Origin of the sequence: Pseudomonas kermanshahensis (assembly GCF_014269205.2) — a bacterium.
In the GTDB taxonomy this organism is placed as follows: Bacteria; Pseudomonadota; Gammaproteobacteria; order Pseudomonadales; family Pseudomonadaceae; genus Aquipseudomonas; species Aquipseudomonas kermanshahensis.
Genome location: NZ_JABWRY020000001.1, coordinates 3316263 through 3330351 on the forward strand (window position 1 = coordinate 3316263; position 14089 = coordinate 3330351).

A 14089-nucleotide genomic window follows, 5' to 3' on the forward strand; every position below is an offset into this window, starting at 1 on the left:
CGGAGAACAACAATGACAGCCCAGAACAAAGCCAAATGGCTCCGATTCCTGATCCTCGTCCTTGGCGGCGGTACCGTCTACAAGCTGGCGAACCTCAAGGATGCATTCTACGTCCCCATGCAGGAATTCATGGGCCTGAGCCACACTGAAATCGGCCTGCTACTTAGCGCCAACGCGATCATCGCCACCGCACTGTTCGTGGTCGGCGGCATGCTCGCCGACCGCTTCGAGACGCGCAGGCTCATCCCCCTGGGCCTGATCGGCACCGGCTGCCTGGGTGTGTACCTGGCCACCTTCCCGCCGTTCAGCAGCTTGCTGATCGTGTTCAGCCTGCTGGCCGTGTGTGCCGACTGCCTGTTCTGGCCATCGCTGCTCAAGGCCATCCGCAACCTGGGTAACGACCAGGAACAAGGGCGCCTGTTCGGCCTGCTCGAAGGCGGGCGTGGCGTGGTCGATACGCTGGTCGCGTTTGCCGCACTGGGGGTGTTCGTGGCGATGGGCTCGGGCGAAAGCGGCTTGAAGTCAGCGATCCTGTTCTACTCGGTCATCGACCTGCTGGCCGGCACCCTCACCTGGTTCCTGCTCAAGGGCGACAGCGCGCCGTCGCTGGCCAAGCCGAAAAATGGCCTGGCTAACCTGATGGAGGCGATCAAGGTGCCGGGTATCTGGCTGGTCAGCCTGAACGTGTTCATGGTCTACATCGTCTATTGCGGCCTGACCTACTTCATCCCCTACCTCAAGGAGATGTACGGCTTGCCGGTGGCGCTGGTGGGTGCCTACGGCATCATCAACCAGTATTTCCTGAAGATTCTGGGCGGGCCTGCCGGTGGGTTCATTGCCGACAAGCAGTTCAAGAGCACCAGCCGCTACCTGAAGTGGGCCTTTCTGGCACTGTTGCCGCTGATGGCGGTGATCATGTTGATTCCGAAAAGCCCGACCTTCATCTATGCCGGCATGGCCGCCACCCTGTCCTTTGCGCTGATCGTGTTCTCCATGCGCGGCGTGTTCTGGGCGCCGATGGGCGAAGTCGGTATTCCCCAGCACATCACCGGTTCCGCCTTCGGTATCGGCTGCCTGATCGGTTACGCGCCGGGCATGTTTGCCTACGTCATCTACGGTGCGATCCTCGACCACTTCCCCGGCCAGCAGGGGTACAACTGGGTCTTCACCTTGATGAGTATCCTGGCCGTTGCAGGGTTCATGGTGTCCAGCCTGCTGTACCGGGCCGTTAGAAAGAATGCCCTGGCTGCAGGCGGGATGAGTGCGGCGCAAGCATGAAGCATGAACACCCTCGGCCAGCTTCGACGGTGGAGGCTGGCCTAGGGTTCCCTAGGTGTAAGGTTTGCATGTCGGTCTGGCGCCTGACGCCCGCACGGGGTACAACTGGACCTTTTAGGAGGCCACCATGCTCCGTGTGTTTGAACGACGGCTAGACCCCTTCCCACCCGACGAGGCCCCGCCGCCACCGGTCGGCCTACTGCGTTTTCTGTGGGCCTGCACGCGCGGCGCGCGTGGTTACGTACTGGCGCTGGCGCTGCTCAGCGCCGGTGTATCGATCTACGAAGCCTGGCTGTTTTCCTTTCTCGGCCAGGTTGTCGATTTGCTCTCGACCTGGCAAACGGGCGGCGCTGAAGCGGCTCAGGAAAGCCGCGTGCTGTGGGGCATTGGCATCGTACTGCTGACCAGCATTGGGCTGGTGGCGCTGCGCACGATGGTGCAGCACCAGGTACTGGCGATCAATTTGCCGCTGCGGCTGCGCTGGGACTTCCATCGGCTGATGCTGCGGCAAAGCCTTTCTTTCTTTTCTGACGAGTTTTCCGGCCGTGTCACCACCAAGGTGATGCAGACCGCACTGGCCGTGCGCGAAGTGCTGTTCACCCTGATCGAAATCGCCCCCGGCATCGGCGTGTACTTCATCGCCATCATCGCGCTGGCGGGCGGTTTTGCCTTGAGGCTGATGCTGCCGTTCATTGCCTGGGTCGCGCTGTTTGGGCTGGCCTTGCTGTACTTCGTGCCGCGCCTGGGCAAAGTCGGCCAGGAACAGGCCCATGCGCGCTCATCGATGACCGGGCGCATCTCGGACGCCTACACCAACATCACCACCGTGAAGCTGTTTTCGCATTCCAAACGCGAAGCGCACTTTGCGCGGGCGGCGATGGAGGATTTCAAACAGACCGGCTTTCGCCAGATGCGCCTGGTCAGCCAGTTCGAAATCGTCAATCAGGCCTTGGTTGTCGGGTTGATCATCGGCGCTGGCGGCTATGCCCTGTGGTTGTGGCACCAAGGCGAAGTCGGCACCGGTGCGGTGGCGGCGATTACCGCCATGGCCTTGCGCATCAACGGCATGTCGCACTGGATCATGTGGCAGATGACCTCCCTGTTCGAGAACATCGGCACCGTGCAGGACGGCATGGCCACCTTGACCCGCGGCCCCAAAGTACAGGACGCGCCGAATGCCGGGGTGTTGGTGACGTCAGGCGGCGCGGTGAGCTTCGACAATGTCAGCTTCAACTACAACGGTGAGCGGCAGGTGCTCGATGGCCTGAGCCTGAACATTCGCGCCGGTGAGAAAGTCGGCCTGGTGGGGCGGTCCGGTGCGGGCAAGTCGACGCTGATCAACCTGCTGCTGCGCTTTTACGACGTTGACCACGGCGCCATTCGCATTGATGGGCAAAACATTGCCCAGGTGACCCAGGACAGCCTGCGCAGCGCCATCGGCATGGTCACGCAGGACACCTCGCTGCTGCACCGCTCGATTCGCGACAACATCGCCTACGGCCGCCCCGACGCGAGCGACGCGCAAATCCGCGAGGCCGCCGCCAACGCCCAGGCTGACGGGTTCATCAACCAGCTGAGCGACCGCCAAGGCCACAGCGGCTACGACACGCTGGTGGGTGAGCGCGGCATCAAGCTGTCCGGTGGCCAACGTCAGCGCATTGCCATCGCCCGGGTGATGCTCAAGAACGCCCCGATCCTGCTGCTCGACGAGGCGACCAGCGCGCTGGACTCCGAGGTCGAAGTCGCCATCCAAGAAAGCCTCAATGAGATGATGCACGGCAAGACCGTCATCGCCATCGCCCATCGGCTGTCGACAATCGCTGCCATGGACCGCCTGATCGTCATGGATGAAGGGCGCATCATCGAACAAGGCACCCATGCCGAACTGCTGGCCCGCAACGGCACCTATGCACGGCTTTGGCAGCACCAGAGTGGCGGCTTCTTGGGTGAAGACCAAGGCGTAGCGGAGGCCATGGAGTGAGCCTGCGGGGTGGCAGCCGGTTGCGGCTGCCACCTGCCCTGCGCTGTTTGCATCGGGTCAGCATCGGTTATACTTCTTAATCATTTTTTTACCCTTACCGTCGCTGACACACGAGATCGCATGAACACATCCCCTGCACTGCAACCGGGCGCCGACAGCAGCGAGGCCACTGCGCCGACCGACCTGAATGATCTGGTTGGCTACGCCTTGCGCCGCGTGCAGATGAAGGTGTTTCAGCACCTTGTCGAGTGCCTGACGCCCTACGACCTGCGGCCTGCACAGTTTTCTGCGTTGGCCATCATCGCGCAAAACCCAGGCCCTACGCAGGCCGAGCTGGCCAAGGCGTTGAACATTGAGCCGCCCCAAGTGGTGCCGCTGCTCAACAAGCTTGAAGAAGCGGGCCTGGCCCTGCGCGTGCGCAGCAAGGCAGACAAGCGCTCTTATGGCCTGTACCTGAGCAAAGCGGGTGAGAAGCTGCTGAAAACGCTGTATGGGGTAGCTGAAGAGAGTGACCGTGCCGCTACGGCCAATTTGGATGATGACGAGCGGCGGCAGTTGCTTGCCCTGCTGCGCAAGGTCTATTGAGCACCTAAGGATCCTTCGATCAACTTGCCGCGCAGCGGCGGCAAGTCGTAGTTCCCCCGTCACACAGCGCTATTTGTCGAAAAAATCGGCCACACTGGCGGCGGTGCCATGGACGTAATGAACCAGACCGGACTCCGCATCAACGCCAACATGAACCTTCATCCCGAAGCAATATTGGTAGTGATCGGAACTAGGGTTATGTGTCATACCTCTTTCATTGTGGGTATGACACATGACTTACAACATCCCCTTTCTCTATGACGGCAGAGAGAGTGTGACATTTATCCCGCTAGGGATGGCATCGCAAAACCGATTGAATTCCTCAGTAGTCAATGCATTAAGATCTTTAGTAGGCCTTAGCCCAAACTCAGCGCTTGATGCATATCCACCATCATCAATGGCAGCTATAAAAGACAAATTCAAAAAACTCCCCGACTTCATCTCCTTAATAATATCAGTTATATCATCGACATTTTGCCTGTGCACAGACAAAACCAGATTCCAACCTTTTCGAGCCGCACCAATTTGACTGTCTTTCCACGCCATGTTAATAACTCCACTTTGTTTGGTGAGTCATACAAAAGCGCCAGATGCTACCTGTCCAACCGGCATAGCATTCTAGTTAACAAAAATCGTAAGCAAGCGCCTTCGCTAGTGTGGTGTTTCAGAAGTACCACTGGGTATTTGAGCTAGGGATCCTCCGATCCTTAACCGCAACCTGCAACATCTCCCACCCCAATAATCCAAAAACGGCTTATTGATTGCAACTAGCAAAAATGATAGTGCTCACGATTTGACCGAATGACAATGCTGAGCTACTGAACGCACCTTCTTGGCGGACACATTACCTAGCGTCGCTGGAAAGCCATACAAATCCATGGCGGCATACTTTTTGAATGATGGGAACGTACTCAGTCTAGGGTCCAGACCTTTAAATACCGAATGAGGACCAGGAGAATCGCGCTGTCTAAAATGAAACCTAAGTCCATACAGGCGTAATGGGTTGCCCACACTACCGGCCCCGACTTAACGGTAGGACAATGAATCGAGCCTCGGCAACCCCACCGTTAGCGCGTCATCCCCAGTTCGGCATCATCCATCAGCGCCTTGGCCAAGGCGCTTAGATAATGTGAGGCCCAGATAAGCTGCGGGTTGTCGTCCATTACCCCTGCGATGGTCAGGTCTCGCACAACGCCCATCAGCTCTGAGGCTTGCTCACGGGCGTCTTGGCAAGGGATGCCGGGCTCGATGCAGAACAGCGGCTGGGTCTTTTTTTCGCCCTGGTAGAACTTGGTCTTGCCGACCGTGGTTGGGGCTTTGTTGGCGCCTGTGGTCATTGTTCGGTCTCCCTGAAATTTCACCGCCTGTTCGGGCCTCTTCGCGGGGCAAGCCCGCTCCCACAGGTATACACAGGCCTTGAGACCTGCGGTGTACCTGTGGGAGCGGGCTTGCCCCGCGAAGAGGCCCGAACAGGCAACTCATTACCTGTGGCTCAATGCTGAGTCCGTGGCTGATGCGCCGGCATCTGCACCTGGATCAACGCCGACTCCAGCAGCACACGCAGTGCCTCCAGCTCATGCATCGTCGCCATCATCAAGATCGACACGGGTGATTTGGGCTGTAGGAGAATGGCCTGATTTGCCACGGATTGTGCGCACAGGGCGTAGTCCGCTGCCTGGATGAGGGTGTCTTCGAGGGAATGGTGGTTGTGGGGTGGATCGGGGACTATCTTCAACATCCTATAATTCCTTCTAAGTGGCAACCACCCGCCTGCTGTCAAACAGAAAGGTGGCAGCTGTACGTGGGTTGACAGACCGGCGGAATCACGAAGCTCCGGCGCACGCAAGCGTGCCCACACGTACAGCCGCCATAAAGGACGAACCGTATGCATGATTACCGTCGCGGCCTGTCAAAGCCGTGTCGTTGATGTGCAACGACACGCCGAGACTAGAGCGCTGCCTGAACAGCCGCAACGGAAAAAAGGCGGCAGGAGTATGTTTGGGAAATGCCCTACAAGGAAGGGGTTAAATCTGATTTCTTCTCTCCGAAGCTTTACAACCCGGCCTCTTCGCAGTGCAAGCCCACCCCCTGCGTCACCTTCCGGTCACGCGCGGTCTGGGTAGGAGCAGCCTTGTGCTGCGAAGAGGCCGGTGGCAGCACTGAGGATTCCCGGTTTGGTCACGGGCCTCTTCGCAGCACAAGGCTGCTCCTACAATGAAATGCGTAAGCCTCGAGACCAAATAACTTTGTGGGAGCGGGTTAACCCGCGAAGAGGCCAGACCAGGCAACGCAGTAGCTGTGCTTTAGTGCTGAGGCCGCAGCCTGCTGTACCGCGCTGCCGCTTGATCACTCGGAGTGGATGTTCAACTTTAGCTCGTCGGCGCCTGCTTCGGTTTATTCACCGGGTCGCCGTTGCAGTACAAGTACGGCGAGCCATTTTGAGTAGCAAGCAGACCTGCGCCCGCAGGCACCTGATAGCGGTGCAGCTGCGCATCGTACAAACGATCGCCATTGCCCAAGTGGTACAAGCTCAAAGGGTTGAGCAGTTCGCCTTTGAAACCCAGCCAAGTAGTGGATGCTAAGTCGCGAACACGAAACCCATAGGGCAGGTAGCTGTAATAGACCGGGGGGGTAGATTGGCCATGCTTGAGGCTGGCGAACACGGTGCCCGCAGCATCGCGCAGTTCGAACGTGCAGGTCGTTGACTCCCACACGTCACCAGTGGCCTCTGTAATTTGCTGCAAAAAGCACGAGGGGCTGTTATTAAGCAGCACCATCCGCCGTTTCGCTGCCTTGCCGGTAAAGTGATCGCCCAATTGTTGAACGGCATAGATAGACCCTTCCCGGTAGTGATACACCTCCCGCTGCTCACCTAGCACCACTTCCCTGATCCGCCCCTGAGTGTCATAGGCAAACTGGTAATCCGCGCCCTCTCCCCCTGCCTGGCTGCTGTATGACTTGATCTGTCCATTCGCGTGATAACCGAGCTTGCGATTGCTGCGTTTCAAGGTGCGGCCGCGTTGATCGTTGACTTGTGGGTCACCGTTCGATGAGATCAGTGCACCTGGGCGGTCTGGGTCATAGCCGTAAGTAGAAACACCTGGCCCCTTGCTCGACTTGTGGCTGCGCGACACAACGTTGCCATGGGTGTCGTACGTAAATATCTGCTCGGTATAGGCTTTGTTGCTGCTGCTGACGGGCGCATTCTCGCCCGTGCAATACCATTTATGCAGACGCTCATCGCTGTCGTACGTGTAATGGTCGCTGCGGTGCTCCTTGTCATCGACCCTTAGCACGAACTGCTTCAGCCGCCCATCGCTGAGCAACGTTCGCTCAAGGCTTAGGGTAGGAAAGCCGTCGCCACTGAAAGTACGCGTAGTTTCATTGCCTGACGGGTCATAGGCGTAACTCACCGTCATCAAGGCGCCGCTGCAGACATCCTTGATGGTTTCCTGAGTGAGTTGGCCTTGGTCGTTGTAGGTGCTGGTTGTCTGGCATGCCGAACTGGCTGAACTGACGACGCGGTGGTTGGTGTCGTAGGTGAACGTTGTGGTAGTCCCCGTAATGTCGTCGAAGCTGAGCAACTGGCCGGCCGCCGAGTAGATGTGCAGGGAGGTGGCCGTTTGCTTCCTACCCTTGAAGGTGGGCGCGCAGGCTTCACTGAATTGGCGCTTGGCAAGGTCCAGCGTGACACTGTAGCCAGCAGCAAGGTAATCAGGCATGTCCTTAGGCTCAGCGTCTTGAAACAGCGCAGTGGGCGAGCCACCATTAAGTGGCCCATCGCTGCCAAGGGTGAGTGAATGGTGGCTCGCAAACTCTAAGCGCACGTCACCTACTGCACTATTAACAAGATGCGGCTTACTTTCTGCAGATTGATTGTCCATACCCAGCTATCACCTTTAGCACAAGAAGGATTTCGTCACCTTAGAAACAGTTACCACCTCAACTTTTTACGCACAGTTCCACAACGTTTATAGCGTCAGTACACCGTCAACCCGCTGCAGCACTCAGCACCTCGCTGCAGCGCTGAACACCTGTTTGATCTTGCGAATAATAAGAAAAGGAATTATACGCCATTAAACCTTCAGCCCTAGGCGCAATGCTTTTGACTGCCGCCCTCAACGTGCCATGTTCAAAGGCCATGTCTTTTAGCGTTGGATACACTTCAGCCAGCGGTGGGTTAACGTTTTCGATCGTGTGCTCGAAGGGCTCGAGATTTAACAAAAGTACAACCCTGCGCAGAATAGGAACCTCACGCCCCGTCACGTGCTTGAATCGGCACTGATTAAATTGTGCAATGGGAAGCCCAATTAATTTATCTTCGTCATTATAGAAAAAAGCTTCAACGGGAAGCGCGCCGGCTGTTTCAGCCGTCCACGAGGTCACCTTGAAGTCATTAGGCACGGTGGTCTTTTCGGACGCCCGCTCAACGACCGCCAGTGCCGTCATGAACGCCTCCGTTACATCTGGCCCCTTAAGGGAGAACGCGCACCGCTTGTCGTAGGCCTTATCATCAATGGGTGAATGGGCCTCAAACCAGGCCTTGGCACCTGTGACAATGTCACTCGACACCACACATGGCGCACTGCTGTCCTTCTTGTCCTCATACGCTCCACAACCCTTGTCTGAGCGTTTGTCCGAGGCACCATCAACGGGATAGAAGCAGGTTGGCTGCAACTGCAATTGATCCGGTTGTTCTTGACCTGGCGGTGACACAATATAACCATTGGTGTATGCATACGCTAACCGTTCAAAGGATATACCGATGCGCACGTAACTAAACGAGGTATCGTGCGTTGCTCCCTTTCGGGGGGGATCCCACGCGTTAAAATGCTTTCCACGCGGATCGCCCACACCTCTTATCAATAGACCGGAGCATTCGTACGCCGGGCGATTATTCGGACAGGACTGCACATAAGCTTGATAGCGCAATGTAACTTTTTTCTCTACTTCCTTACCGTACTTATCCAGCTCAGGCGATGCCTGTACAGGCCCGATCATCGCCAGCATTATCAACCCTGCACAATGTACACGCATCTATTAACCTCCATTTCTCAAGAGATAATGCACTCCACTGTGCGCTTCGCACACCCTTGAATGACACACCGGATGGTGATTATCGTCTACTGGTAAAAATGATAGGTTGACGCGAATCGACTATGAGCTGGACTCCGTATAAAGGTCCGAGAAACCCGCTCCCCCTGCCTCATCCTCCGGTCATGCGCGGTCTGGGTAGGAGCAGCCTTGTGCTGCGAAGAGGCCGGTGGCAGCCCTGAAGATTCCCGGTTTGGTCACGGGCCTCTTCGCAGCACAAGGCTGCTCCTACACTGAAATGCGTAAGCCTCTTACAGGTCATCCACAAACGGCAGCGGTAGTTCGGCCATTTGCAGGCACTGCAACCGGTACTCAAAACGCAACCACAGGTGGTCAAAGAAGTACGCCGCCGTCTGACGTTTGCGCCGGTAGAACGGTTGCTCCACTTGCATCAACGCCAAGCGTGCCGCCCGGGCCCAGGCATGGCCGAGCAACACCATCGCTAACGCTTGCAGGAAGTCACCCGCTGCCCGGTAGGCATATTCCCTGTCATCATGCCGCACAAGCCCACGCACCCAAGCGCGCAATCCGTCACTGGCTACGTGCAACTGCTGCGCCCAACGCCTGCCTTCGGCGTCACTCGCCAAGCCCGCATCTTCCAGCACGTGGTCGAGCAGCGATTCCAGCGCCTCGCCACGGTCGCCCAACACCTTGCGCACGAGCAGGTCGTTGGCCTGAATCTCGTTGGTGCCCTCGTAAATCATGGCCACGCGGCTGTCGCGCACGGTCTGCTCGATGCCCGATTCGGTGACGTACCCGTAGCCGCCAAACACCTGCAACGCGTCACTGGCCAGCTGGAACCCTTGCTCGGTGAAAAAGGCTTTGACCACGGGCGTGAGCAAGCCGATGCGGGCCTCCAGGGTGTGACGGGCCGCCCCTTGCGACTGCTCGGCAAGGTCGAGCAGGTGGGCACTCCAATAGCCGATGGCGCGCATGCCTTCGGTCAGCGCCCGAGACTGCCATAACACCCGCCGCACGGCCGGGTGGAGGGCCACCGGGTCCGCTGCGGCAGCTGGAGCACCTTCAGGGCGCACCACCGCACGCATTTGCACACGCGCCTGTGCATAGGCCAAGGCACGCTGCCCGGCACTTTCGGCATGGGCCAAGCCCTGTTGCCCCACGTAGGTGCGGGCACTGTTCATCATCACGAACAACGCAGCCAGGCCGCAATGGGGCTCGCCGATGAGCCAGCCTTGAGCCTGGTCGAAGCTGAGGCTGCAGGTAGCGCTGGCGTGAATGCCCATCTTGTGTTCGATGCCGGTGCAATGAACGCCGTTGGACTGGCTTTGCTCAGTTAACTTGGGAACCAGGAACAACGACAGACCACGGCTGCCTGCAGGCGCATCGGGCAGCCGCGCCAGCACTAGGTGGACGATATTGTCGGTGAGGTCGTGCTCGCCACCCGAAATGAATACTTTGTTGCCCGTCAGCCGATAAGCCCCTGCTTCATCCACCCGCGCCTGCGTGCGTATCAGCCCCACATCGCTGCCGGCCTGGGGTTCGGTCAGGCACATGGTGGGCAGGCATTCACCGCTGACGATCTTGCCCAGCCAGGCCCGGCACAGCTCGGCAGAGCCAAACGTACGCAGGCACTCGTAGGCGCCATGGGCGATGCCGCTGTACATGGCCCAGCCATGGTTACAGGCGTAGATCACTTCGTGCAGCGCAGCCCCGAGCAGCAGCGGCAGGCCCTGGCCGCCGTGCTCCACTGCGCAGGTCAACCCTGGCCAGCCGCCCTCCACGTAACGCTGGTAGGCCTGGCGGAAACCTTTCGGGGTGGTCACTTTGCCGGCGTGGAAGCTACAGCCTTCGCGGTCGCCGCTCATGTTCAACGGCAGCAACTGGTGTTCTGCAAAGCGCGCGCCCTCCTCCAGCAGTTGGTGAGCCAACGCGCTGTCGACGCCGGCGAATCGCTCGGATTCAGCCCAGGCCGCAGGTGCTTGCAGCCAGTGATCGATCACGAAACGGATGTCTTGCAGCGGAGCGCGATAGATAGACACGTGAACCTCCTTTTCAGGTCTTGGCCAGTGGGTTTTCCAACAGCAGGGCCATGCCCTGGCCACCGCCGACGCAGGCAGATACCACGCCATAGCGCTGGCCACTGGCGCGCAATTGCCGCGCAACGCTGATCACCAGGCGCAGGCCGGTTGCGGCCAGCGGGTGGCCAAGGGCGATAGCGCCGCCACAGGCATTCAGCCGTTCCGGCGCGATGCCCAACGACTGCTGCACCGCTACAATCTGCGCGCCCTGGGCTTCGTTGATTTCGAAGCAGGCGATGGCGTCCAGCGGCAGGCCTGCACGCTTCAGCAGCAAACGGATGGCCGGCACCGGGCCCAGCCCCATCACCTCAGGCGCGACGCCCACCACACTGCTGGCCCGCAACCAGGCCATCGGCATGCGCCCAGCCAGCTGGTCTGCCGAACACATCAGCACCGCCGCTGCGCCATCCACCACCGCACAGCTATTGCCCGCGGTTTGCACCCCCTGCGGGTAAATCGGGGGCAGTTGCTGCAAACGCTCGAACGCGGTCGCGCGCGGGTGGCTGTCTTCGGAGACGGCTTCAACGCCACGCGGCAGGCGAATGCCGCGTGGCTGCAAGCCGGGCGCTTCGAACACTTCATTGCCAACGCTGACGCACTCGTCGGCAAACCACCCTAGCGCCCGCGCAGCCATGGCCCGCGCGAAGCTCTGGGCCGCCCAGGCGTCTACGGCAGCCCGGGGGATGTGACAGTGCCGGGCGATGTTCTCAGCGGTCTGGATCATGCTGATGCCAACAGCGGGGTCGAACAGGGCTTCCCAGAGAAAGTCCTTGAAGCCGACTTCGCCGCCCAAGCGAAAACCGCCACGGTGGGTGTAGGCCACGATCGGATTGCGTGACATCGACTCCGCCGCCACACACAGCACCGTGCCCGCCTCCCCCGCCTGGATTTGCTCACCCGCCTGGCGCAGCAGTTCAAAACCGGTCGCGCAGATGCGTTGCACCATCAGCGCGGGTACTGCCTGGTCGACGCCACAGTACAGCCCGATATGCCGGGGTAGCATGTAGGCGTCGAAGTCAGCCTGGGCCATGGAGCCAGCCAATACGCTGTCGACAGCACGCCCCTCCAGCCCGGCGCGCTGCAACACTGCGCGGCCGGCCTTGATACCCAGGTCGGTCGGCGAGAGCAACCCGAATGCGCCATTGAGATCGACCCACGGCGTGCGGATACCATCGAGCAACGCGGTCGCCGCAAACGCGCGGAATTGCCCCCGGGCCGTCATGGCGCGTCTACACGTAACGGCCCCGACCCGGCGTACAGGCTGTCGATCAGGCCCTGGCGCAGTTGCAGGACCGCACGCTGGTTGATAGAGCCTTTGTCGGTGATCTCGCCGCGGTCGATGGACGGCGCTTCGTAGGCCAGGCCCGCGAACTGGATGAAGCTGGCGTTACCCGTGGCGCCTCGGTTGAGGCTGGCCAGCAGACTCGACAGCCAGTCCCGCACGGCAGGCGATGCCAGCACCTGGGCATCACTGGCCTGGTCGCCAAGCCCGGCCAACTGCCGGCACTCCGGCAACCGCGGGAAGATCAGCAAGCCCAGGCATTCGCGGTCAGGGCCCAGTACCACGACGTCCAGCACATATGGGGCACCCTGCAGGATCACCTGGGTGCGCATGGGCCCGACGCTGACGAACACCCCGGAGGACAACTTGAAGTCCTCGGCAATACGCCCGTCGAACATCAGCCCAAGCTACGGGTTGTCGGGGTCGCACAGGCGCACGGCATCACCGCTGCGGTAGAACCCTTCTTCGTCGAACGCCGCTTCGGTTTGCTGGGATGAGCGCCAGTACCCCGGCATCACATGCGGCCCGCGAAACCTCGCTTCGAGTTTGCCGTCCACCGGCACCAGCTTGACCTCGCAGCCCGGGGCCGGCAGGCCAATGTAGCCTGCGACCGACAGCGGCCCCGTGGTGAACGTGCACGACGGCGAGGTCTCGGTCATGCCCAGCCCCGCCATCATGCGGATGCGTTCACCGCAATGGGCCACGGCCACCGCGTCAAGCCGGTCCCAGATGGCCTGTGACAACCCGGCGCCGGCAAAAAAGAACAGCTTCATGCGTTGGAAAAAGCGTTCGCACAGGCTGCTGTCCTGCTCCAGCGCCTTGACCAGTTCTTCCCAGCCCTTGGGCACGGTCAGGTACGCCGTGGGGGAAATGTCTTTGAGGTTACGCAGCGTCTGGGCAAAGCCTTGCGGCGTCGGCTTGCCATCGTCGATATACAGCGTGCCGCCGTTGTACAGCACGATGCCCACATTATGGCTGCCGCCAAAAGTGTGGTTCCACGGCAGCCAGTCGACCAGCACCGGCGGCACCTCGGCGAATTCCGGAAAGGTCTGCAACAGCATCTGCTGGTTGGCGCAGAGCATGCCCTGGGTGGTGACCACAGCCTTGGGCAGCTTGGTGGAGCCGGACGTGAACAGGAACTTGGCCAGGTTTTGTGGGCGCAACGCGGCAAACGCTTGGTCGGCGCAAGGGTGTGCGGCAGTGGCCAACACCTCGGCGAACGGCGTGCTCGCCCGGCCTGGCAGTTCGCCCTCGCCCAGCACCAGTGACACCGAGGGCTCGAACACCGCATCGATGGCTCTGCCATAGGCAGCGTCGGCCGCGAAGACCAGGCCCGGTTGGAGGGTCTGGACGATATGGCGCAGCTTGCCAAAATCCTGGGACAGCAGTGAATAGGCCGGCGATACCGGGCAATACGGGATGCCGGCATACAGTGCGGCCGAGGCCAGTTGCACATGCTCAAGGTCGTTGCCCGAGAGGATCACCAGCGGGCGTTCGGCGCTCAGGCCTTGATCCAGCAACCAGGTGGCGATGGATCGAACACGCTGCAACATGGTGGCGTAACTAATGTGCTGCCACTCGCCATCGGCACCACGGCGGGCAACGAACGTTTGCTCGCCGCGCTGTTCGGCCCAATGCAGCAAGCGCTCCATCAGCCGTGCCGGGTAAGCAGCAAGTGGTTCCACAGGGTTCAGGTAGAGGATGTCGCCTTGTTGGCGCACCTGTACCTGAGGCTGCCCGATCTTGACGGCGCGCAAGGGCGCACGCTGGGCAACGGAGAGGGTTTCGCAGACCATGAAGGCTACCTCTGCCTTAGTGCGCCCGAGGGCC

At 59.9% G+C, this 14089-nt stretch carries 10 protein-coding genes and 2 pseudogenes; 3 read left to right on the forward strand and 9 right to left on the reverse strand.

The window, feature by feature from the left end:
- The first annotated feature begins 12 nt into the window (after positions 1-12).
- The 3 genes from HU764_RS15070 (at position 13) to HU764_RS15080 (ending at position 3844) form a co-directional block, all read left to right on the forward strand.
- Positions 13-1278 carry an MFS transporter gene (locus HU764_RS15070; protein ID WP_186703396.1) on the forward strand — a complete coding sequence of 422 codons (1266 nt, stop codon included), beginning with the start codon at positions 13-15 and terminating at the stop codon, positions 1276-1278.
- Positions 1279-1405: 127 nt separating this feature from the next.
- Positions 1406-3259, forward strand: a complete 1854-nt coding sequence (locus HU764_RS15075; protein ID WP_186703397.1) for an ABC transporter ATP-binding protein — start codon at positions 1406-1408, stop codon at positions 3257-3259.
- A gap of 120 nt (positions 3260-3379) precedes the next feature.
- On the forward strand, positions 3380-3844 hold the full coding sequence (locus tag HU764_RS15080; protein ID WP_050580787.1) for a MarR family winged helix-turn-helix transcriptional regulator: 465 nt from the start codon (positions 3380-3382) through the stop codon (positions 3842-3844).
- An 84-nt stretch (positions 3845-3928) separates the two neighbouring features.
- On the opposite strand, the pseudogene HU764_RS27860 reads toward HU764_RS15080, so the two are convergent.
- The 9 genes and pseudogenes from HU764_RS27860 to HU764_RS15125 all read right to left on the reverse strand — a co-directional run.
- Positions 3929-4078: pseudogene (locus HU764_RS27860) on the reverse strand (transposase); the annotation flags it as partial.
- A 21-nt stretch (positions 4079-4099) separates the two neighbouring features.
- A complete protein-coding gene (locus tag HU764_RS15090; RefSeq protein ID WP_186682399.1) occupies positions 4100-4390 on the reverse strand; it encodes a hypothetical protein in 291 nt (96 codons plus the stop codon).
- Positions 4391-4911: 521 nt separating this feature from the next.
- Entirely contained in the window at positions 4912-5181 is a 270-nt protein-coding gene (locus tag HU764_RS15095; RefSeq protein ID WP_186682401.1) for a DUF3077 domain-containing protein, read from the reverse strand.
- Between the two features lie 155 nt (positions 5182-5336).
- On the reverse strand, positions 5337-5582 hold the full coding sequence (locus tag HU764_RS15100) for a hypothetical protein (RefSeq protein WP_027596371.1): 246 nt from the start codon (positions 5580-5582) through the stop codon (positions 5337-5339).
- A 631-nt stretch (positions 5583-6213) separates the two neighbouring features.
- Positions 6214-7728: an RHS repeat domain-containing protein gene (locus HU764_RS15105; RefSeq protein ID WP_186703398.1), complete on the reverse strand. Its 1515-nt coding sequence runs from the start codon at positions 7726-7728 to the stop codon at positions 6214-6216.
- Positions 7729-7834: 106 nt separating this feature from the next.
- Positions 7835-8854 carry a hypothetical protein gene (locus HU764_RS15110; RefSeq protein WP_186682408.1) on the reverse strand — a complete coding sequence of 340 codons (1020 nt, stop codon included), beginning with the start codon at positions 8852-8854 and terminating at the stop codon, positions 7835-7837.
- Positions 8855-9189: 335 nt separating this feature from the next.
- Positions 9190-10938, reverse strand: coding sequence for an acyl-CoA dehydrogenase family protein (locus tag HU764_RS15115; protein WP_186703399.1), 1749 nt, complete (start codon positions 10936-10938; stop codon positions 9190-9192).
- 13 nt (positions 10939-10951) lie between these two features.
- Positions 10952-12199, reverse strand: a complete 1248-nt coding sequence (locus HU764_RS15120; protein ID WP_186703400.1) for a thiolase family protein — start codon at positions 12197-12199, stop codon at positions 10952-10954.
- Positions 12196-14055, reverse strand: a pseudogene (locus HU764_RS15125) (feruloyl-CoA synthase). Before HU764_RS15125 ends, HU764_RS15120 begins: the two are co-directional and overlap by 4 nt.
- Between the last annotated feature and the right edge of the window lie 34 nt (positions 14056-14089).

What these genes read in the sequence shown, in the direction of transcription:
- HU764_RS15070 (WP_186703396.1), top strand. Translation starts at nt 13, where the DNA reads ATGACAGCCCAGAACAAAGCCAAATGGCTCCGATTCCTGATCCTCGTC.
- HU764_RS15075 (WP_186703397.1), top strand. Translation starts at nt 1,406, where the DNA reads ATGCTCCGTGTGTTTGAACGACGGCTAGACCCCTTCCCACCCGACGAG.
- HU764_RS15080 (WP_050580787.1), top strand. Translation starts at nt 3,380, where the DNA reads ATGAACACATCCCCTGCACTGCAACCGGGCGCCGACAGCAGCGAGGCC.
- HU764_RS15090 (WP_186682399.1), bottom strand. Translation starts at nt 4,390, where the DNA reads ATGGCGTGGAAAGACAGTCAAATTGGTGCGGCTCGAAAAGGTTGGAAT.
- HU764_RS15095 (WP_186682401.1), bottom strand. Translation starts at nt 5,181, where the DNA reads ATGACCACAGGCGCCAACAAAGCCCCAACCACGGTCGGCAAGACCAAG.
- HU764_RS15100 (WP_027596371.1), bottom strand. Translation starts at nt 5,582, where the DNA reads ATGTTGAAGATAGTCCCCGATCCACCCCACAACCACCATTCCCTCGAA.
- HU764_RS15105 (WP_186703398.1), bottom strand. Translation starts at nt 7,728, where the DNA reads ATGGACAATCAATCTGCAGAAAGTAAGCCGCATCTTGTTAATAGTGCA.
- HU764_RS15110 (WP_186682408.1), bottom strand. Translation starts at nt 8,854, where the DNA reads ATGCTGGCGATGATCGGGCCTGTACAGGCATCGCCTGAGCTGGATAAG.
- HU764_RS15120 (WP_186703400.1), bottom strand. Translation starts at nt 12,199, where the DNA reads ATGACGGCCCGGGGGCAATTCCGCGCGTTTGCGGCGACCGCGTTGCTC.